The organism is Shewanella sp. MR-4, from assembly GCF_000014685.1.
GTDB lineage: Bacteria > Pseudomonadota > Gammaproteobacteria > Enterobacterales > Shewanellaceae > Shewanella.
Genome location: NC_008321.1, coordinates 620,209 through 639,311 on the forward strand (window position 1 = coordinate 620,209; position 19,103 = coordinate 639,311).

Below are 19,103 nucleotides of genomic sequence, written 5' to 3' on the forward strand. Positions count from 1 at the left end.
GTGCCTGCTGCCAAGCTATTTGAACAACTGATGCAATTGCCCGCGGCCGTGCGGCAATATTTGCTGATCACCTTCAATTACTGGAGTTTTACCTTAACCGATGGCGCACTGCGGATGTTGGTGGTACTGCATTTCCACGATCTCGGTTATACGCCATTCGCGATTGCGATGTTGTTCTTGTTTTATGAGATTTTTGGTGTAGTCACTAATCTCATCGGCGGTTATCTTGGCGCTCGCCTAGGGCTTAATCGCACTATGAATCTAGGCCTTGGTATGCAGGTGTTGGCATTAGGGATGTTATTGGTGCCAGCGGCCAGTTTACCACTGTGGCTCGCGGGCGTGCCCTGGGTGATGGCGGCGCAGGCGCTTTCGGGGATAGCTAAAGATCTCAATAAGATGAGTGCAAAAAGCGCGATTAAGTTGCTGGTGCCAAAAGGTGAACAGGGCAAACTTTATCAGTGGGTAGCCTTATTAACGGGTTCTAAAAATGCCCTCAAGGGAGCGGGATTTTTCCTCGGTGGTGCCTTGTTGGCCTGGTTAGGTTTTAACATGGCAATCACCGCCATGATGACGGTGCTGGCGTTTGTGTGGCTTATGAGCCTCGCCTTGCTGAAAAAGGATCTAGGTAAAGCCAAGAACAAGCCAAAGTTTACTGAGATTTTTTCGAAGAGCCGCTGTGTAAACATTCTCTCGGCGGCGCGACTCTTCCTGTTTGCCGCAAGGGATGTGTGGTTTGTGGTGGCGCTGCCCGTGTATTTGGCAAGCCAATTGGGCTGGGATCATTGGGCCGTGGGTGGCTTTTTAGCCGTTTGGGTTATCGGTTACGGTATAGTGCAAACCTTAGCGCCTAAGATTACGGGAGCGAGTCGAGCCGATGCCTCCCATAGCATCCCTGATGGTTATACCGCCTTAGTTTGGTCGAGTTTACTCACTCTTGTACCCGCTTTGATAGCCATCTGCCTGTATTTAAATCTCGCACCACAGCTGAGTCTGCTCTTGGGGTTGTTGTTATTTGGCGGGCTGTTTGCGATTAACTCTTCACTGCACAGTTATTTGATTGTGAGTTATGCCAGTGAAGAGGCGGTATCCCTCGATGTTGGATTTTATTATATGGCCAATGCTATGGGGCGTTTAGTGGGAACAGTGCTTTCTGGCTGGGTCTATCAGAGTTATGGACTGGTAGCTTGTTTATGGATTTCGACTGCCTTTATCGCGACTACGGCCTTGATTTCTATTAAGTTGCCTCGACAAGTGAAGGAATAACAAGATGTTAATCTTGCGAAAGCACTTAAAGGGTAACCGTTCTATTGGCTTAGCCTGTATTGCTTCGCTACTTGCAGCCTCTGTTTCGCCACTCTCAGCATCGGTTTCCCCAACGTTAAGTTCCAAAGAGGCCGACATACCCAATCTTGCTTCAAAACCCATTCGAGATTGGAAAAATCCTGCTTACATCATCCAAGCTTTTGATGAGATAGCCCTTAAAAATGAATACGATAAAGATAAGCATCGGGTACGGAAATGGCGTCAGCCCGTGCGCGTCTTTGTCGAGCATCAAGTGGGCGATAATGGGTTGCATGCACAATTGGTGCTGATGCATTTAAGCCATCTGGCACAAATCACGGGTCATAGTATTTTGCCGGTAGATAAGCTAGAAGAGGCTAATTTACATTTAGTCTTTACCCGCCAATCCCAATGGGCCGATGAGGTGATGCGTCTTATGGGGGCGAGTGCAGCCAGTAATATTCATGGCTCTGTTTGTATGGGCAAATTTGCCCTCAACTCTCAGAATGAGATTGAGCGCGCCTGGGTAATTATTCCTGTCGACCAAGCGCAAATGCACGGCAAATTGGTGGCCTGTGTGGTGGAAGAACTTACCCAAGTGATGGGCTTACCAAATGACTCGGTGAAAGTGTTTCCCTCTATTTTCAACGACAAAACGCCACAGGATTTACTCACAGGGCTGGATTATATTTTGCTGAAACTGCTCTATAGCGCGGACATCCATGCCGGTATGACAACGGCCGAAGTGCAGCCTATATTGCAACAACTGCTTGAACAATGGCAGCGGGATGGCAGCTTGGAGCGCGCCGATAAAACGGTGCGCCAAGGTCAGCTATATCCTCTATTAGGCTATTGATCCCCAAGGTTTTACATCTAAAGTTGGTTTTGACCATGGTTTGCTAATTATTCCTTTTTCTTTTAGGAATAAGGGCATAGTCTATCTTTAAAAGAGATAAACGTGCTGGAGGTAAGGTATGCAGATGACATTGCAGTTTTTGGGGGCGACCGAGGAAGTCACTGGGTCGTGCCATTTACTCACAATTGCTGGGCAGCAGATGCTCCTCGATTGCGGCCTCATCCAAGGCGGTAAGGCTGACGAGTTACGCAATCACGAACGATTTTCCTTTGACCCCCAAGCCATTTCAGCCGTTGTCTTGAGTCATGCCCATATTGATCATTCGGGACGTTTACCCCTGTTGGTCAAGGCTGGCTATACGGGGCCGATTTATACCCACAAAGCGACTGCCGAGCTGTGTGCCATCATGCTAAAAGATGCTGCCATGTTGCAGGTGCGGGATACCGAAAGAAACAATAAAAAACGTGCTAAGCATGAGTTAGAACCCTTAGAGCCGCTATTTACCGTGGAAGATGCGGAGCAGGCCGTCACCCAATTTGTGGCGCTAGAATATGGTCAAGTGACGCAGGTTATTCCCCATGTGGATATCTGCTTATCCGATGCGGGGCATATTTTAGGCTCGGCACTGGTTGAGCTGTGGTTGGGCGAAGGCAAGGCACAGAAAAAACTGGTATTTAGTGGCGATCTTGGCCGAGCGGGTATGCCCATCTTACGTAATCCTACCTTAGTCGACACCGCCGATTTAGTGTTAATGGAAAGCACCTACGGCGATCGTTTCCACCGTAGTTGGACTGATACTCTGGCCGAATTAAAGGCAATTTTTGCCAAGGCAGTGACCGAGAGCCGCGGTAATATTCTCTTGCCAGCCTTTTCTGTGGGGCGAGCGCAGGAGCTTTTATATCTATTTCATTTATATGCTAAAGATTGGGACTTATCTCGCTGGAAAGTCTGCCTCGATAGTCCAATGGCGATTGAGGCGACACGGGTGTATGTTAATAACTACCCCTTAATGGATGATGATTTTAAGCGTTTTACTCGCCAGCATCCGGGGCAGCATCCCTTACTATCGAATGTCGAATTTATTCAAACCACCGAAGAGTCTATCGCGCTAAACGATGTGCATCAGGGCTTGATCATTATTGCGGGTAGTGGCATGTGTAACGGTGGCCGGATCCGTAGCCATTTGGAGCATAATCTGTGGCGGCCAGAATGTGATGTGATTATCTGTGGTTATCAAGCACTTGGCACGCCTGGACGCGCCTTGGTCGATGGCGCCGAGGAACTCACTATTCATGGTAATAGCATCAAAGTTGCCGCCACATTGCATACGGTCGGTGGCTTATCTGCCCATGCGGATCAGGCCGAGTTGCTACGCTGGTATCGGCATTTTGAAGATCAGCCACCCTTGGTACTGGTGCATGGCGAGCCTGGAGCGCAGCAGGGATTAGTCGCAGTGATGAATCAAGATCCAAAAACTAAACCTAAGGCGCTTGCTATTGCCACCCGTGGAGATATGTTGGATTTGAACGCCTTACCAAAATTAGTCTGGGTGACAGCTTAAGCGATAGTCCACAGCCCGAATAGGGCTGTGGCTAACTGATTGAATTAATCTGAGTTGTTGTCAAACTCAGTATCGTCGAATAACTCGAGGCTTGGGTCGATACTGGGCACATCTTTAAATAAGCGGGTGAAGTGACGTTGCACTCCTTTCAAATCGATACCTGCTAATCCTGAGGCGAAACCAAACCATGCATATAGACCGCTGAAGTTGTCGAACATCGGCGGCAAATACTTTGGCTGCGTGAGTATGCCTTCTTGGCAGGCTTGATAGAGAACGGGAATATCCTCAATGGCGAGTTTGCCTAAAAACAGCATGGGGATCAGCTCGGGTAAACCCGATGTAATGGCGCTACGGATAAAGTTGATATTCTCAACATAACCACGAACATAGGAGATATCTTTAGTAAAGAAGCTACCACCTTCGACCATACCACCGCGAAACACCCTCTGTGTGACCCGATAACTATCCTTAGCGCTTAGATTTAACTCTCTGAAATAATTGAATACCTCGATAAAGTCGGCCCCATTTTCCGCCATATCTACCGCAGCGACGCGATCGCTAATACGTCGGGCGCGGCCTGGATTTGAGCTCAGGGTGAGCATTTCGAGTAACACCGCGAGCCCTTCTTGGGTTGCTGCAACGCGGGGAGAGCCAACACTGAGCCAAGTCGCATGGGGCTGGGCACGACCATTGAGTGTGGTGCCCACATGTACCCAACCTTCATGGACTTCGTACACATTAAGATCAGACTCGCTGAACATGGCCTTACTGTTGAGTTTGACGGTATCGCCCCCCACAGCGGCATCGGACACAATACCGTCACTTAACCGTACCCGCATATCATCACTGTGGAAGTACTTTTCCAATCTCTGGCTGAGTACATGCACGGCCTCAGGGGCGGAGATGATTTTGGGATGATGTTTATTCATATGCCGCGCAGCGGGCAGGGAAAAAATATAGCTGAGCTTATCGCCCAATTGGCGCAGGGTGTGGCGATCGCCGTGTAATCTGTGGCTGGCGCTGCCGTAGAGTTCTTGGCTGAGCTGACCAAAGACGGGCGTACCTCTATGGCCCAACATATCGACCACCAGACGATACTGGTCGACGTTAGCGACTAATATCTTGCCCAGCTTGTCTTTTTTTCCTAAGCGGCGGTGGATTTCTTGTTTAAGCCCAAGCAATTCGGCCTGGGTTTTAATGGGATCGAAGGGCAGGGCAATTTTTTGATAAAAATCCTGTGTAATCGCGGGCAGAACCGTGCCTTTACTGGAGAGAAAACGCTCTTCCATTTCCCGTGGCCATTTGATGGCATCCAAAATTTTAATCGGCGTTTGGATGCGGATAAGCTCATCGGAAAGACGGCGTAAATCTTCTTGATATTGGGCTAACGACTCTGACATTCCCGTAATCCTGTTGCTACATAGGAGATAAAAATTAGCTTAATCATAGCGGTAAAGCCGCGGTATTTATAGGTATCAGCTCTAAGCATTAGAAGATTGTCGATTAAATGCCTTACTAGTTATCGGTTTAATGAATCATTTTGGTGCAATGTGGCTGATTTTAGCGCGAGGGTGTTTGTCACTTATTTCATAATCTGCTGTTAAATAATGACTTTTCCTTATGGCATTAAAGCTGCTTTGCTTGTGTGAGCAATGTGATGATGGCAATGGGAGAGGGTTATGGCTGCAATGAGCTATTTAAGTGTGATTGAGCGTTATCATGAATATGAGGTCACAGTGCACGAGCTGATGGAGTCGATTTTAACGGGTATTGCCGACGCGGATTTATTTCACCAACCCAAAGTCGATATCAAGGCCATGAAAGGGATTGCGGGAAGCTATCCCTTTGTCGAACTGATGTATTTACTCGATACCCAAGGGGTTCAAATTAGCCAAAATATCGCTGTGGTTGACCAGCAAATCAAGTTAGTCCCACTCGGTGGCAATCGCGATCGAAGCCAGCGACCCTACTTTATCAATCGGGATGAGTCTGATGGGGTGAATATCACTCGACCTTATCTATCCAATGCCAGTGGTAACTTGTGTTTATCGGCATCCTTAGCGATTGTGCAGCAGGAGCAAAAGCTGGGCTATCTGGTCGTCGATGTGGATTTGACTCGCATGATTGAATTTATGATGGGCGACAGTGCTCGTCGGCGGGTGACTCCGGCCTTTAAAGCCGTGTATGGTCTGATTGTCGCAGGGCTTTTTGTGCTGGTGATGGTGCTACTTTGGACAGCGCTGAGGGATATTTATGGATTATTTGTGGTGGATCATGTCGGGCAAGATCCATTGCAACCCTTTGGGATTATTATCTTTATGACCTTAGCCTTAGCAATCTTCGACCTTGGTAAAACGATTCTAGAGGAAGAAGTGTTAATGCATAAGGATATTTTTCGCCACAGCTCAACCCGCAGAACCATTACTCGCTTTGTTTCAACGATTTTGATCGCTATTTCAATCGAAGCCTTATTGACCATGTTTAAGGCGTCACTGGGCGAGAAACAATATATCGAGCCTGCGATATGGATGATGCTCGCCGTGGTGGGATTATTAGTTGGATTAGGGGCTTATGTATATCTCGGGGCAAAAGCAGAATGGCTGCTGATCAAAACTCAGGCTTATAAGAGTGGTAAAAAATAGCATTAAAATAACAGTATATTGTCGCACCCAGCCCCAAGGAGCTGGGTGAGGCATGTAACGAAAAACGCAGGGTCTGAGTGACCTAACGCCTCAAGGGAACGGTAAGCTTAGAAAAAGTCGTCATCTCCTAATGCACGTCTTAACTCGGCGCGTTCGAGGTAATCTTCCAAGCGTTTCTTAATTTCACGCTTATGTTGCATTGCCTCGGCTGCTTTGCTGTTTCTAGGGGTGGTCATTGCCTCAATTTCAGTATCGTTGGGCACGACTTCAGTAATATGAGCCATAACGAATTCCTCATTGTTGTTCCTAACGCCTTTCTATCTAAAAAAAGTGTGGCAGAAAAGCAAAAAATTTTGCGAATAAACGTAAAATTTTCTTCCCGTGGTGCCGAAACGTGACGTCGTAGGCTTGTCATATTATCGCGCTATTTTGGGCTATTTCAGCGAGTGCTGAATTTTGTGATTAAGCGCATAACTCATTATTTTTATTTTCTAAGTTAATTCCTACTTAAATAGTCGGAATTAACTTGAATTTGCCTGAAACACCAACAACACTTGGATAAGTCATTTTCATGAATTTGGTGCTAGGGATTTAGCGTGTATGGACATGGATAGTTTTCCCGAGTCTTTCAACTCCTCAAAAAGCGTTTATGCCAGCGTGATCAGTTCCAGTTGGCTGATGTTGCTCGCCGCCATTTTTTTCATGGGAATATCTTGGTATGTCCTCGAAGAATATTTAAGAGACCGTGGTGAAGAGCGCTTTAATAATAATGTGCAAGACCTTATTGGTGCCGTAAGCAGCAGGATGTCAGCTTACGCGCAAGTTTTACGTGGCGGTGTAGGGCTATTTCTCGCTTCTGATGGCGTTACGCGCCATGAATGGCAACTCTATGTTTCTAATGCCCGACTCTCTGAATATTATCCTGGTATTCAAGGTTTAGGATTTGCACAACTTTTAACGCCAGCGACCTTGGATGCATTTACTCGAGAAGTACAACAGGAAGGGGTTGTTGATTACAGGGTAGCCCCCTCAGGGAATAGAGAACTCTATTGTGCTATCAAATACTTAGAGCCATTTGATTGGCGGAATCAACGGGCGCTTGGTTTTGACATGTGTTCAGAATCGACGCGACGCACAGCCATTTTGCATGCTATTGCTACAGGGTTTCCTACCGCGTCGGGTAAGGTCACCTTAGTGCAAGAAACCCCTGACGACACCCAAGCCGGTATTTTAATGTATGCCCCTTTATACCATGGTCAGCCGATAACGGAGGAAGAACGTAAACAACAGGCCATAGGCGTTGTTTACGCCCCATTTCGTATGAACGACCTGATGCAAGGCATTATGGGAAAACGTTTTTCGGGCTTAAAACTGGCGATTTACGATGGGATTGAGGCTAACAAGGATACTCTGATGTTTACTAGCCACACCGCACTCCCTTCCGCAGATGATGTTTTTTATCAATCCCAGTTAGAGACAATGGAAGGTCAAGTATGGCGTTTGGAAGTGTCCTCTGAATCACGATTTATCTCGAGCTCTGAACAAACGCAAAGCATATGGTTACAGGTAATTGGAAGTGCGTTTATTTTAGTCCTGTTCTACTCAGTGCTAACTATGGCGCGAAATCGCTATCAAGAATCTCGATTAACGGCAGAGTTAATCGCTAACGAAAAACGCTTTCGCCTCGTCATTGAAGCTTCGCCGAGTGCGCTTTTTATGGTGGATAGGGCGGGTATTATTACCTTAGTTAATACCCATGCTGAACGCTTATTTGGTTATGCAAGAGATGAGCTGCTCGGCCGTTCGATCAATATGTTACTTCCCGAAGCGCTGAGAGATGTGCATCAACAGCATATGGGGAATTACCTGGTTCAGCCGATTGCGAAAAATATGTCACTACGGGATGACTTGTTTGGCTGTTGTAAAGATGGGACGCGCCTAGCGATTGAAGTTGGGTTGACACCTATCCACTTCAGCAATGGGGTGTCGATTCTGGCGACCATTAACAATGTGTCGGAGCGTAAGCGGATTGAAGCGCAGCGCATTGAACATACCGCTGAACTTGAGCGCATCAACAAGGAACTTGACCAGTTTGCCTATATTGCCTCTCACGATCTGAAATCACCCCTGCGTGGCATAGAGCAATTAACTAACTGGTTAAGTGAAGATCTAGCCGAAAACACCGATGAAAATGTCCAAAAATATCTAGGGTTAATCCAAAGCCGTATTCAACGTATGGTACTACTACTCGACGGGTTATTGATGTTTTCGCGTATTGGGCGGGTTGATGCAGAGCGAGTTGAAGTCGATTCGCGGCAACTGATCGAAGACATGTTTGCCTTAGTTGCCCCGCCGCAGGGGTTCAGCTTAGCTCTTGAAGGGAATTTCCCAAGGTTTAAGACAGTGAAAACCCTGTTAGAACTGGTGATTAGAAACTTAATCAGCAATGCGATTAAACACCACGATAAGGGCGAAGGCGTCATCAAAGTGATATGTGAAACCTCGAATCATCATTATTGGTTTAGCGTGATTGATGATGGGCCAGGGATTTCTAGCCGTTTTCATGGGAAGGTATTCCAAATGTTCCAGACCCTTAGACCAAGAGATGAAGTCGAAGGCAGTGGTTTGGGACTCTCTTTAGTTAAAAAGACAGTAGAAAGTCTCGGCGGAAAAATTCAACTAGAATCAGAGGGGCGGGGTTGCTGTTTCAGATTTAGCTGGCCAATGCACATAGTCAACAAGGAGGGGATATGAGCAATAGTCATGACTACAAACAAGTCACCATTTTATTAGTGGATGATGACGATGTGGATTATATGGCGGTGCAGAGGGCGATGAAGCAGTTGCGCTTATTAAACCCCCTTGTAAGAGCGAGAGATGGCCTCGAAGCACTTGCCATTTTGACACATTCAGATGCCATAAAAGGTTCCTATTTAATTTTGCTCGATCTCAATATGCCCAGAATGAATGGGTTCGAATTTCTTGAGCATATTCGCGCTAATCCTGCCCTGTCCTCCTCTGTGGTTTTTATGCTAACGACCTCAAGCACTGATGAAGACAGGATGAGAGCTTACAGCCACCACGTCGCAGGTTACATGGTGAAAACGGATATTAAAGACGGTTTTAATAACATTTTTAATATGTTGGAAGGTTACTGGCGCATAGTGGAGCTTCCAAGCGTATAGGGGGTGTATATGGACTTACTACTGATCGATGATGATGACGTCGATAGAACTGCCATTATTAGGGCATTGCGACAGTCGAAATTAGCCTTTAACGTGATTGAGGCAAACTGTGCTTTCGATGGTTTAAACCTAGCACTAGAGCGCCATTTTGACGGCATATTACTCGATTATTTGTTGCCCGATGCTAATGGATTGGAAGTGTTGATCAAACTCAACTCTATGACTCAGGAACAAACAGTCGTGTTAATGTTGAGTCGCTATGAAGATGAAAAACTGGCGCAGCGTTGCATCGAGTTAGGTGCGCAGGATTTTTTACTGAAAGATGAAGTCAATTCAAGAATCTTAAGCCGTTCAATTCGTTACGCCAAACAACGTGCCTCTATGGCGCTAGCCTTACGAAATAGCCACCAAAAACTAAAAGAATTGGCCGAGCACGATTCGCTCACTAAATTAATGAATCGCTATGGGTTTGAGTTGTGTCTGAATCGAGCGATTGCGAGGGCTAAACGCAGTAATGATTTTTTAGCGGTAATATTACTCGATCTCGATGATTTTAAAGCGATTAATGACACATTGGGGCATCAAACGGGTGACATCCTATTAGTAAAGGTGGCGTCGAGGTTAAGTTCGGTATTGCGAGATGGGGATGTTATTGCACGCTTAGGCGGTGATGAGTTTGTGGTGCTGGTGACCGACAATGACTACAAATACTTCCCCATGATAGTCGCCAATCGCCTGCTGAAGGCTTTCGAAGAAGTGTTTGGTCTTGGGGATAACGATGTCATGATCGGTGCCAGTATTGGAGTCGCCTTTTATAACGAGGCGGCATCCAATAGCTCCGAATTGATGAAATGTGCCGATATCGCCATGTATCGCGCGAAAAAAATGGGCCGTAACCAGATCCAATTTTATTCCGAAGCGTTAGACCGTGAAGTGCGTTATCGCAATCATATCGAATCTAGTCTGAGAATGGCTCAGAAGCAGAATGAACTTAAAGTTTACTATCAGGCGCAAGTCGATTCGAAAACACACCAAATTATCGGTATGGAAGCGTTAATCCGTTGGTTGCATCCACAAGATGGATTGATTTCACCGGACCAGTTTCTGCCCATTGCTGAAGAAATCGGACTGATGGAGGAAATTGGAGATTGGATCCTGCTTGAGGCGTGCCGACAGGCGCAGCAATGGCTGAAGCAGTTAGCTCCTACGGGACATAGTTTTACCATGGCGGTAAACTTGTCAGCATCGCAAATTGGTCATATTGATCTCTATGAGAAAATTGTGAAAATGCTAGCCGAAACAGGGCTTTCACCAAAGGCGCTGGAATTAGAGATTACCGAAAACTGTTTGATTGAAGAACCCCATGAGCATGCCAAGGTGCTGGATAAAATTGCGCAACTCGGGGTGCGATTTGCCCTCGATGACTTTGGCACAGGTTTTTCGTCATTAGAGCATATAAAGCTGTTTCCTATCAGTGTGTTAAAAATCGACAAGAGCTTTATCGCCTCCTACGATAAGGATGAAAAGGACGCTCGGTTACTCACGGCACTACTCAATTTTGCCTATGGTTTTAATGTCACATCTGTTGCTGAAGGGATTGAAACCGTTGAACAAGCCGAGTTTTGCACCGAAAGACACTGTGACGTGTTGCAGGGGTACCTTTTCTCACGCCCCATAGAAGCAAGTGAATTTGAAGCAAAGTTCATCATTCCTTTACTTCCTAAATAGTGCTCCTAAATTGTGAAGATTATCTTACGTTTGGCTATGGCTTAGGTTTTCGTCTGGTGAGGAATATTTTCTTGCTTTACACTCAGCAATAGACAAATATCTGCGCCCCTTTCTGATGCAGTGTGCTCAGAGCTTCAATCACAGTGTTTAATTTGGTCATTTGGCAATGAAAATAGGTATCTTATCCCAGTTCCCTGAGTTGTATTCCACCCGACGTTTAGTGGCGGCCTGCGAGAGCCGTGGCCATGAAGCCGTGGTTATTAATACCTTGAATTGCTACATGAATATCAACTCCATCAAGCCGAGCATTCATTATCAAGGCCAAGAGTTAACAGGATTCGATGCCATTATTCCGCGGATCCACGCGAGTGTGACCTTTTATGGCTGTGCCGTTGTGCGCCAATTTGAAATGATGGGCGTATTTGCCGCCAACGACTCGATTTCAATCGCACGTTCGCGGGACAAGTTACGCGCGCTGCAATTGCTTTCCCGCAAAGGTATCGGCATGCCAGTGACGGGATTTGCCAATAAACCCAATGATATTCCCGACTTGATTAACATGGTGGGCGGTGCCCCTTTAGTGATTAAGTTGTTGGAAGGCACCCAAGGGATTGGCGTGGTGTTAGCCGAAACCAAAACCGCCGCCGAGAGCGTGATTGAAGCCTTTTTAGGGCTGAAAGCCAATATCATGGTGCAGGAATATATTAAGGAGTCCAACGGCAGCGATATTCGCTGTTTTGTGGTCGGCGATAAAGTCGTGGCTTCGATGAAGCGCCAAGGGCCTGAAGGGGATTTTCGCTCTAATCTGCACTTAGGCGGCTGCGGCGAGAAAGTAAAAATTACGCCCGAAGAGCGCAAGATGGCGGTTGCCGCTGTGAAAGCCATGGGATTAGTGGTCGCGGGGGTCGATATTTTACGATCGAATCGCGGCCCCTTGATCCTAGAGGTGAACTCGGCGCCCGGTATTGAAGGCATTGAGCAGACCACGGGGATTTCGGTGACTGAGCCTATCGTGGAATATATTGAGAAGATGGTATTAGCGCGTAAATCGAATCGCGCCGTGATAGCCTAACAAAAACGCCGCGATTATCGCGGCGTTTTTTTTGCGTTTAATTTTATAAATCAAAGCTGTAGGAATAGCCTAAAACAACCTTGGCATCATCACCCTGCAGATCGGTATCCGACACCATAAATGAGACTGTGCCCATGCTGGTATCGGCACTGAGTGTGACGTTGTAATCTGCGTAGTTATCCTCATCGAACCAAGATTCGACTACATCGCCGCTGGAATAACCGTAGTGCAATGACAGGCTCAGCTTATCCGTCAGTGGGAAAGACGCAGTGGCCGCAAGATAACTCATATCTTTGTTATCTAATGGCTCGGCCGCGACATCATCACCGGCGTTGATCACGTGGGAATAACTGAGTTCAAACCATTTCCAGGTGATGGCACCGTGCAGTTCACCAAAATCGATGCTGCCTTCGGCATCGGGGTAAGCGTAGTAGAGGTAGCCAATATCGTAGCTGAGGTCTTCGGTGATGTTGCCGCCGTAGCCTGCGTAGAGATCCAACTCATAGCTGGTATCGTCGCCAAAGTCGACATTTGAGGCCCAAGTGCCGGCATAGAATCCGGAGTCATGGCTATAGTCAATGCCTCCTTGGATAGCGACCGCATCGTTGGTTTGAGTTACCCCGCGCCATAGATAGTTTGAGGTGCCGCCAATATTGCCGGACACCGCCGCAAAGGCGTTGGTCGTTAATAACAATCCCGTCGATAATGCCAAAACGCTGTACAGTGATTTTCTCATTCTCATCCCCTCGATTGACTTATTTATCGATTCACTCATGTCACCATAGAGTGGGTGACATTGGTGCATCATGGTTTTTTCTGATAAGGGAATTGCTAATCACATGCCATTATTTGAACATCTTTAAAAACAATTGGTTGCATAATTGATGTTAATTAAATGTTTTAAAATGCTCAAAAATGGAGCGGTGGACGCACTGTGTTTGTGCAAAAAATCATCTTTCATGCTTTCGTGAGGGCAAAAAAAACGCCTCACAGAGGAGGCGTTTTATAAAATCAATGTCGAGCGAATTAGTTCACACTATCACGCAAGGTTTTACCCGCTTTAAACTTAGGCACAGTGGCTTCAGCGATCTGAATTTCTTTACCTGTCTGTGGGTTACGGCCAGTACGAGCTGCGCGAGTGGAGGTTTCAAAAGAGCCAAATCCAACGATAGAGATCTTGTCACCGTTTTTCATTGATTCAGTAATAGCTGCTTCGAAAGATTTCAATGCACGTGCTGCTTCAGCTTTAGTGATATCGGCATTTTCTGCAATCTTGGCAATAAGTTCAGTTTTGTTCATCTTTATTGTCTCTTCTTTCCGTAGATTTATTAAGTCAGCGTGCCTAACATGCCACAAGGTTTAGCCATTGGAAAGCCCTTTGCTACGGGCTTGTGTCCTATAAGTAACAAAAATGCAGAATATTTACCCCATTCGTGACTTAGGTTTTATTCTTCGAGCAGTTGATATAAGAGCTGCTTTACCAATTTGGGTTCGAAGGGTTTATCGCACAGGGCATTGACTCCCGCCTGAGAGACATTGCTCAGGTGAGCATCATTCGCTTCCGAAGACACCATGAGGATAGGCACATGGGATTGCTGGCTTTCATTACGGATAAATTGAGTGAGTGCTAGGCCATCAACACTGGGCATATTGTAATCGGTAATGATCAGGTCAAACATATTATTACGCATTAACTCAATGGCTTGAGCGCCATCTTCCGCTTCGGTGATCTGCTTGATCCCAAGGTTGCCAATGGTACGTTTAATCACATTGCGCGCCATGCGGCTGTCATCGACCACGAGCACTCGCACGTCATGCACATCGAAGTGACTTAGGTCGAGTTCATCGTGGCTGAGCAAATCGATGGTCGCATTTAGCGCCTTGCCTAAGTGTTCGGCATTAAAAGGTTTTGGCAGAATCGCGACCACGCCAGACTGGCGGAAAATTTCCAATTGCTCGCGGCGACATTCGCTCGAAACCAACATAAATTGAATGTCTTTATATTCGCTTTTGGTGCGCAGGTAGCTTAAAAACTCGGTCGCGGTGCCATCTTCAAAATACATGGCGCTAGCGATGAGATCCGGTTTGTGGCGGGCAATCAACTCCCTTGCTTGGGTCAAACTTGCGGCATTTTGGATGCTGATAATGCCTTCTTGCTGTAAACGCTTGATGATAATGCGGCGCTGGGTTTCCGATGGCTCAACAATGAGAATCGAGAGTTCGCTAGGCGATAAATGAGTCATAGTGGCTGGCTTTATCAGGTCTTTTAGGGAGCCGTTAACTTAGTCTAGAAACAAGGGCTTAGCAATAAACACGCTTACGCTTTTACCTTTGCGGTTAAATAATTATGGGTGATGCGGGAAAAGGCTACCCAATACTGCACCAATAACAAGGCGATGATGCTTAACACTAAGGGCAACATGGGAATATTGTGACCTTCAATCACCACTTTGACATCTTGCGGGGTGATTTGATAGGCGATAATCGCGGTAATCCCCAGTGCCGACAGGCCTAAGGTCTGTAATCCAATATAAATTTTCAGCACTAAGCTAGACCAAGGTGCCTGCGTGAGTATGCCAAACAAGACTGGTAATACACCTAGGCTGAATAGATCGAATGAACCTGTCGCAACCGCCCGCAGTAACGCGACTATGGCAAATAGGGTGTAGAGGGCTATCAGTATAATAAGGCGTTTAGGCATTGGCTCGGGTTTACTGGCTGATGTTAAGTGGGGCAAGTGTAGGAAAAGCCCTGAACTGAGTCCAGCATAACCGTATTATCATGTAGAATACGCCTTTGCTTAGGCATTCAATATTAGGTTAAGTGATGACAGAAGTAGAATTTTGGGACTTAGTGACCCGCAGTGAACCCGCGCAATCCCAGGAATCTTTAGCGCAGGCATTAAAGCAAAAGTTGGCAGAGCTGAGTGACGACGAGTTAAAAGCCTTCGATAAATTGTTTGGCCAACAGATGCGTCGAAGCTACTTATGGTCAGTATGGGGAGCGGCTTATATCATCACTGGCTGTGATTCCGATTATGCTTTTGCCGAATTTCGCGCATTTTTAATTTCACTTGGGCAGGCGCGTTACGAGGCGGTGATTGCCAATCCTGACACTTTGGCGCAGTTAACGGCATGGCCTGAGAAAGACGGCTATGCCTATCCTTTTATCGAAGATTATGACTTGATTGCGGGCCAATTGTACGAGGATAGAACTGGCAAAGAGTTACCTTTCATGCCTTCGGGTAAAGCGACGCCAGCGGGTAAAAAATTTAGCACTAAGCCCAAAGATTTAAAACAGCAATATCCAGAGCTTAGTGCGCGATTTCCGTTTTAATTCGGCTTAAGAGCGTAAACAGGCGCTGCTGCGCATATCGAAACTCATGCCATATTTAGAGCAGGTCTGGCGCATTAATTGATGCTCTTGCTCCGCTAATTGACGGCTAAATTCTTGATCGAGCTGCTCAGTCATGCGCTCTTCTGCAAGCTGTTGTGACTGGGCTAGCTTATCGAAGTGGGACTTTACCACCTGTTGCTGCGCTGCGCTGAGCGTGGCGGCCTGGCTGGGTAAACTGATGAGTGTGCCTAGAGTGAGCAGTGTCAGTAAGGTAAATTTTGCGATTAAAGGTTGCTGTAGCTTTGCGGTTGTTAGTTTCATAGATAACTCCAAATAAAAATCACCGGAACTCGGTCGATTTTTAAATCGTCGTTTGGCTTTCATCGTGCATCCATGACAAACAAAACCAAAGGTATTGTCGAAAAATTAAGCTTACCGGAGGGATCTTGAACCTTAGCTGAACCGCAATCTTACTGCTCGTTACGCATTTCTTGGCATTGAAAGCCCTGTTTACGGGTATCAAAACCGCATTTTAAACCGCATTCCCAAGGCACATCATCGTAGAAGGAAGATTGCTCTTTGGCATAGTCTCGACAGGCCTCATAACTGTCAAAATTATCAGTTTTCTTATATTTGCCAGAATCATAACCATGGGTATAGATGAAGGACGACCAATTTTCGGGGCGCGTGTCTTTTTCCCCTGAGGAGATAAACCAAATGGCGCTGGCAAAACAAGTAAACAGGATTAATACAAACACAGGTACAACGGGGAATTTCATGTTTCGTTCGTGGTCATAAAATAGTGTGCGAAGGATAATACTTTTTGACGTAATATGCGCGTTAAATGATCACAAATTAATAACTTTACCTCTTATGGGGTATTGGATACAAAAAGATACGAGTTTCCCTGAAGTTTTATTTAATATTTACTAATCTATACAAAAACTTACTTAATAAATGCGGTTGCGAATAGCATTTTGCATTAAGCTAAAGTACAGGTTAGATTTTGTACTGTACATGGCAGAAACAATTAGGCCTAGGAGGCAAAAATGAAAGTTCAGTTCTTATTACTCGCCAGCGTGTTGAGTTGCAGTGCTGTATGGGCCGCAGATGAGGCGAAAACCGACCCAATGACTGAAGATGGGGTGGTTAAAATTGTTTGGCAAAACCCAAAGGATTTTCGTGATATTAAATCATCGGGCGAAATTCAGTCCCGTTATGAAAAACGTCTATTCGATACCTTAACTACCAATATCAATAAAGAAGCGGCAAAAGTCTTAAAGCCGAATCAAAAGTTAGAAATGACGGTGACCGATGTCGATTTAGCCGGTGATATGCGCCCAACCTTTGGTGCTACAGCCGATGATTTACGGGTGATCAAAGAGATTTATCCACCGCGCATGACCTTTAGTTATCAAGTGCTTGAAAATGACAAAGTGATCATCGCCGGTGATGAAAAACTCTCGGACATGGGCTTTATGACGGGCATTCAACCTATCACTGACAAGCCATTTATGTATGAAACTGAGATGCTTCGTGATTGGTTAAAGAAGACCATTGCGCCTAAACTCTAGGCGAATCAGTCACCTCTCTAGCCTAAGCACTTAGGGCTTGGGTCATATTGAGTTCTTCTAACAGGCAAAATCCGTTACTCGCGGATTTTGCCTGTTTTTTTGCCTTGGCACTCAAGGTCGATAGGCTATGTTCATTGCAGTTGTAGGTATGGGCGGGGGTAAGTACGCCGACACAGAGGCTGATTAACTTGTGATAACAGGCTTGTCCTTGCCTATCATCGGCGAGCATCTCTTGGGCTTGCCAATGCTCAGTGCTGTAGAAGAGCGGTTTATTGGTCTCAAACTCCGTCAAAATGCGTTGGCAGCGGTCGATGAGTTGCTCGCAGGTACTGATCACCACAAAGTCATCCCCACCCACATGGCCGATAAAGCAGTTGTCCGTCTTGTATTTCACTAACAGATTGGCGACTTCGCAGATCACCTCATCACCGCGGCAAAAGCCATAGATATCGTTATAGGGCTTGAAATTGCAGAGATCAAAATAGGCCAAATAGAAGGGCTTTTGTTGGTTTCTGAGGCGTTTGAGTTCTTCCTGGATCGGCACATTACCGGGTAAATCCGTTAACGGATTGGCATGTCTTGCCATCTTGATCCTGTGCTCGGTGATCCGCTGTAGCAAATCTTTAGTGTGGCCAATGCCGAGCAACTTGCCACGGCGCAGAATGATAAATTGCTGGGCGACGGTATTGGCGCTCTCCGAGGTCAGTAATTGGCTCACAATCGACAGGGGTTCGCTGGCCTCAATCTGCAACACTTGCGGGTCCATCACTTCACTGACGGCGTGGTTTTCATGCAGGGCTCGGCCATAGGGCGTGCTAAAAAGCTCCAGCAAAGTCGCTCTGCTAATGATCCCCAGCGGCAGTTGATCTTGCACCACAACCACGGCCTGTAAGGCGGGTTGAGAGCTAAAAGTGTCGCTTAAGTGCTTAAGCTTGAGTGTCGGTACCACTGTTATGGCGCTGGTGCAGAGACTTTCGGCGGATTCGCTGTATCTGGGCTGAACTTGGGTATTATTCTGCACTAAGGTCGCTTTCATGGCGCGACTCGGCAGTGCCTCGGGGCGCCCGAGCAAATACCCCTGACAATAGACTATGCCTAGCTGTTTGAGTACGGCGAGTTCCTCTTGGGTTTCAATCCCTTCGGCAATCACTTTACAGGTGAGGCTCTGGCACAGTTCGACAATCGAGCGCACAAATTCTTGTTTAACCGGGGTCGAATCGATTTGGTGGATAAAGTGGCGATCGATTTTCACATAGTCGGGCGATAACTCAGACCAGAGCCGTAAACCCGAGTAACCCGCACCTAAATCATCGATAGCGGTCATAAAGCCTTGGCTGCGATAGTGATTCAGGCAAGATTTCAGTAAGTCGATATCGTCGGCGGGATATTGCTCCGATAACTCAATCACCACCTGTGAAGGTGAGATCCCAAGCTGCTGTAACAGTTGCAGCGTCATGCCCTTAGGATGGGTGGGATCGAGCAGGGCCTTAGGGGAAATATTGATAAACAAACGGCCTTGGAACTGGCGCAGTTTAAATTGTTCCAGCGAAATACGGCGGCAAAGTGTCTCGAGCTCGCTCAATTTGCCCTGATGTTCTGCGGTTTTAAACAGCGGAATGGGCGAGTATAGCGGGCTGTGCTCAGGCCCACGGCTAAGCGCTTCAAATCCGTGGATCTTGTGTTCCAAGATATTGAATATGGGCTGAAAAAGCGGGATGATTGCCCCCTTTGTGATTATCTTATCAAGCTCTTTTGCCAGATCTAAACTCGTCATTACTTCAGTCCCCACGACAATGTTTGCGGAGTCTATGACTTAGAAATGACAAAATGATGACAATTTTGCTTGCTGAAAATCCGTACGGTGTAAA

Annotated in this window: 19 protein-coding genes; 10 read left to right on the top strand and 9 right to left on the bottom strand. The window is 46.5% G+C overall.

Annotated elements, in window-relative coordinates; genetic code table 11:
* The 3 genes from arsJ to SHEWMR4_RS02825 all read left to right on the top strand — a co-directional run bounded on the left by arsJ (position 1) and on the right by SHEWMR4_RS02825 (position 3,698).
* Entirely contained in the window at positions 1-1,263 is a 1,263-nt protein-coding gene (arsJ, locus tag SHEWMR4_RS02815) for an organoarsenical effux MFS transporter ArsJ (protein WP_011621339.1), read from the top strand.
* Positions 1,264-1,267: 4 nt separating this feature from the next.
* Positions 1,268-2,137: a DUF2927 domain-containing protein gene (locus tag SHEWMR4_RS02820; RefSeq protein WP_011621340.1), complete on the top strand. Its 870-nt coding sequence runs from the start codon at positions 1,268-1,270 to the stop codon at positions 2,135-2,137.
* Between the two features lie 118 nt (positions 2,138-2,255).
* Positions 2,256-3,698, top strand: coding sequence for an MBL fold metallo-hydrolase RNA specificity domain-containing protein (locus SHEWMR4_RS02825; RefSeq protein ID WP_011621341.1), 1,443 nt, complete (start codon positions 2,256-2,258; stop codon positions 3,696-3,698).
* Positions 3,699-3,742: 44 nt separating this feature from the next.
* Here SHEWMR4_RS02825 and SHEWMR4_RS02830 read toward each other — a convergent pair whose 3' ends face one another.
* Positions 3,743-5,098: a flavohemoglobin expression-modulating QEGLA motif protein gene (locus SHEWMR4_RS02830; protein WP_011621342.1), complete on the bottom strand. Its 1,356-nt coding sequence runs from the start codon at positions 5,096-5,098 to the stop codon at positions 3,743-3,745.
* A 279-nt stretch (positions 5,099-5,377) separates the two neighbouring features.
* On the opposite strand from SHEWMR4_RS02830, the gene SHEWMR4_RS02835 reads away from it, so the two are divergent.
* Entirely contained in the window at positions 5,378-6,340 is a 963-nt protein-coding gene (locus SHEWMR4_RS02835; RefSeq protein WP_011621343.1) for a PDC sensor domain-containing protein, read from the top strand.
* A 107-nt stretch (positions 6,341-6,447) separates the two neighbouring features.
* Here the strand turns inward: SHEWMR4_RS02835 and SHEWMR4_RS02840 are convergent, their stop codons facing one another.
* Positions 6,448-6,624: a PA3496 family putative envelope integrity protein gene (locus SHEWMR4_RS02840; RefSeq protein WP_011621344.1), complete on the bottom strand. Its 177-nt coding sequence runs from the start codon at positions 6,622-6,624 to the stop codon at positions 6,448-6,450.
* Between the two features lie 316 nt (positions 6,625-6,940).
* On the opposite strand from SHEWMR4_RS02840, the gene SHEWMR4_RS02845 reads away from it, so the two are divergent.
* From SHEWMR4_RS02845 to rimK, 4 genes are all read left to right on the top strand, one after another.
* Positions 6,941-9,094 carry a CHASE domain-containing protein gene (locus SHEWMR4_RS02845; RefSeq protein WP_011621345.1) on the top strand — a complete coding sequence of 718 codons (2,154 nt, stop codon included), beginning with the start codon at positions 6,941-6,943 and terminating at the stop codon, positions 9,092-9,094.
* Entirely contained in the window at positions 9,091-9,525 is a 435-nt protein-coding gene (locus SHEWMR4_RS02850) for a response regulator (RefSeq protein WP_011621346.1), read from the top strand. Before SHEWMR4_RS02845 ends, SHEWMR4_RS02850 begins: the two co-directional genes overlap by 4 nt.
* Before the next feature lie 9 nt (positions 9,526-9,534).
* Complete coding sequence (locus tag SHEWMR4_RS02855) at positions 9,535-11,253, top strand: putative bifunctional diguanylate cyclase/phosphodiesterase (RefSeq protein WP_011621347.1); 1,719 nt, start codon at positions 9,535-9,537, stop codon at positions 11,251-11,253.
* A 166-nt stretch (positions 11,254-11,419) separates the two neighbouring features.
* Entirely contained in the window at positions 11,420-12,325 is a 906-nt protein-coding gene (rimK, locus tag SHEWMR4_RS02860; RefSeq protein ID WP_011621348.1) for a 30S ribosomal protein S6--L-glutamate ligase, read from the top strand.
* A gap of 43 nt (positions 12,326-12,368) precedes the next feature.
* Here the strand turns inward: rimK and SHEWMR4_RS02865 are convergent, their stop codons facing one another.
* From SHEWMR4_RS02865 to SHEWMR4_RS02880, 4 genes are all read right to left on the bottom strand, one after another.
* A complete protein-coding gene (locus SHEWMR4_RS02865; RefSeq protein WP_011621349.1) occupies positions 12,369-13,061 on the bottom strand; it encodes a TorF family putative porin in 693 nt (230 codons plus the stop codon).
* Between the two features lie 290 nt (positions 13,062-13,351).
* Complete coding sequence (locus tag SHEWMR4_RS02870) at positions 13,352-13,624, bottom strand: HU family DNA-binding protein (RefSeq protein ID WP_011621350.1); 273 nt, start codon at positions 13,622-13,624, stop codon at positions 13,352-13,354.
* 146 nt (positions 13,625-13,770) lie between these two features.
* Complete coding sequence (locus SHEWMR4_RS02875) at positions 13,771-14,568, bottom strand: response regulator (protein WP_011621351.1); 798 nt, start codon at positions 14,566-14,568, stop codon at positions 13,771-13,773.
* 74 nt (positions 14,569-14,642) lie between these two features.
* Positions 14,643-15,026 (bottom strand): hypothetical protein, encoded by a 384-nt coding sequence (locus tag SHEWMR4_RS02880; protein WP_011621352.1) that lies wholly within the window; start codon positions 15,024-15,026, stop codon positions 14,643-14,645.
* 125 nt (positions 15,027-15,151) lie between these two features.
* Here SHEWMR4_RS02880 and SHEWMR4_RS02885 point away from each other — a divergent pair, with 125 nt between their 5' ends.
* The gene (locus tag SHEWMR4_RS02885; protein WP_011621353.1) at positions 15,152-15,661 is read left to right on the top strand and encodes a DUF4240 domain-containing protein; all 510 of its coding nucleotides are present in this window, start codon (positions 15,152-15,154) and stop codon (positions 15,659-15,661) included.
* 6 nt (positions 15,662-15,667) lie between these two features.
* Here the strand turns inward: SHEWMR4_RS02885 and SHEWMR4_RS02890 are convergent, their stop codons facing one another.
* Together SHEWMR4_RS02890 and SHEWMR4_RS02895 are read right to left on the bottom strand one after the other, a co-directional pair.
* Positions 15,668-15,982 carry a hypothetical protein gene (locus tag SHEWMR4_RS02890; RefSeq protein WP_011621354.1) on the bottom strand — a complete coding sequence of 105 codons (315 nt, stop codon included), beginning with the start codon at positions 15,980-15,982 and terminating at the stop codon, positions 15,668-15,670.
* Between the two features lie 149 nt (positions 15,983-16,131).
* On the bottom strand, positions 16,132-16,440 hold the full coding sequence (locus SHEWMR4_RS02895) for a hypothetical protein (protein WP_011621355.1): 309 nt from the start codon (positions 16,438-16,440) through the stop codon (positions 16,132-16,134).
* Between the two features lie 270 nt (positions 16,441-16,710).
* Here SHEWMR4_RS02895 and SHEWMR4_RS02900 point away from each other — a divergent pair, with 270 nt between their 5' ends.
* The gene (locus SHEWMR4_RS02900) at positions 16,711-17,235 is read left to right on the top strand and encodes a DUF3016 domain-containing protein (protein WP_011621356.1); all 525 of its coding nucleotides are present in this window, start codon (positions 16,711-16,713) and stop codon (positions 17,233-17,235) included.
* A gap of 22 nt (positions 17,236-17,257) precedes the next feature.
* Here SHEWMR4_RS02900 and SHEWMR4_RS02905 read toward each other — a convergent pair whose 3' ends face one another.
* On the bottom strand, positions 17,258-19,009 hold the full coding sequence (locus tag SHEWMR4_RS02905) for a GGDEF domain-containing protein (protein ID WP_011621357.1): 1,752 nt from the start codon (positions 19,007-19,009) through the stop codon (positions 17,258-17,260).
* Positions 19,010-19,103 lie beyond the last annotated feature (94 nt).

What these genes read in the sequence shown, in the direction of transcription:
- SHEWMR4_RS02820 (WP_011621340.1), top strand. Translation starts at nt 1,268, where the DNA reads ATGTTAATCTTGCGAAAGCACTTAAAGGGTAACCGTTCTATTGGCTTA.
- SHEWMR4_RS02825 (WP_011621341.1), top strand. Translation starts at nt 2,256, where the DNA reads ATGCAGATGACATTGCAGTTTTTGGGGGCGACCGAGGAAGTCACTGGG.
- SHEWMR4_RS02830 (WP_011621342.1), bottom strand. Translation starts at nt 5,098, where the DNA reads ATGTCAGAGTCGTTAGCCCAATATCAAGAAGATTTACGCCGTCTTTCC.
- SHEWMR4_RS02835 (WP_011621343.1), top strand. Translation starts at nt 5,378, where the DNA reads ATGGCTGCAATGAGCTATTTAAGTGTGATTGAGCGTTATCATGAATAT.
- SHEWMR4_RS02840 (WP_011621344.1), bottom strand. Translation starts at nt 6,624, where the DNA reads ATGGCTCATATTACTGAAGTCGTGCCCAACGATACTGAAATTGAGGCA.
- SHEWMR4_RS02845 (WP_011621345.1), top strand. Translation starts at nt 6,941, where the DNA reads ATGGACATGGATAGTTTTCCCGAGTCTTTCAACTCCTCAAAAAGCGTT.
- SHEWMR4_RS02850 (WP_011621346.1), top strand. Translation starts at nt 9,091, where the DNA reads ATGAGCAATAGTCATGACTACAAACAAGTCACCATTTTATTAGTGGAT.
- SHEWMR4_RS02855 (WP_011621347.1), top strand. Translation starts at nt 9,535, where the DNA reads ATGGACTTACTACTGATCGATGATGATGACGTCGATAGAACTGCCATT.
- rimK (WP_011621348.1), top strand. Translation starts at nt 11,420, where the DNA reads ATGAAAATAGGTATCTTATCCCAGTTCCCTGAGTTGTATTCCACCCGA.
- SHEWMR4_RS02865 (WP_011621349.1), bottom strand. Translation starts at nt 13,061, where the DNA reads ATGAGAAAATCACTGTACAGCGTTTTGGCATTATCGACGGGATTGTTA.
- SHEWMR4_RS02870 (WP_011621350.1), bottom strand. Translation starts at nt 13,624, where the DNA reads ATGAACAAAACTGAACTTATTGCCAAGATTGCAGAAAATGCCGATATC.
- SHEWMR4_RS02875 (WP_011621351.1), bottom strand. Translation starts at nt 14,568, where the DNA reads ATGACTCATTTATCGCCTAGCGAACTCTCGATTCTCATTGTTGAGCCA.
- SHEWMR4_RS02880 (WP_011621352.1), bottom strand. Translation starts at nt 15,026, where the DNA reads ATGCCTAAACGCCTTATTATACTGATAGCCCTCTACACCCTATTTGCC.
- SHEWMR4_RS02885 (WP_011621353.1), top strand. Translation starts at nt 15,152, where the DNA reads ATGACAGAAGTAGAATTTTGGGACTTAGTGACCCGCAGTGAACCCGCG.
- SHEWMR4_RS02890 (WP_011621354.1), bottom strand. Translation starts at nt 15,982, where the DNA reads ATGAAACTAACAACCGCAAAGCTACAGCAACCTTTAATCGCAAAATTT.
- SHEWMR4_RS02895 (WP_011621355.1), bottom strand. Translation starts at nt 16,440, where the DNA reads ATGAAATTCCCCGTTGTACCTGTGTTTGTATTAATCCTGTTTACTTGT.
- SHEWMR4_RS02900 (WP_011621356.1), top strand. Translation starts at nt 16,711, where the DNA reads ATGAAAGTTCAGTTCTTATTACTCGCCAGCGTGTTGAGTTGCAGTGCT.
- SHEWMR4_RS02905 (WP_011621357.1), bottom strand. Translation starts at nt 19,009, where the DNA reads ATGACGAGTTTAGATCTGGCAAAAGAGCTTGATAAGATAATCACAAAG.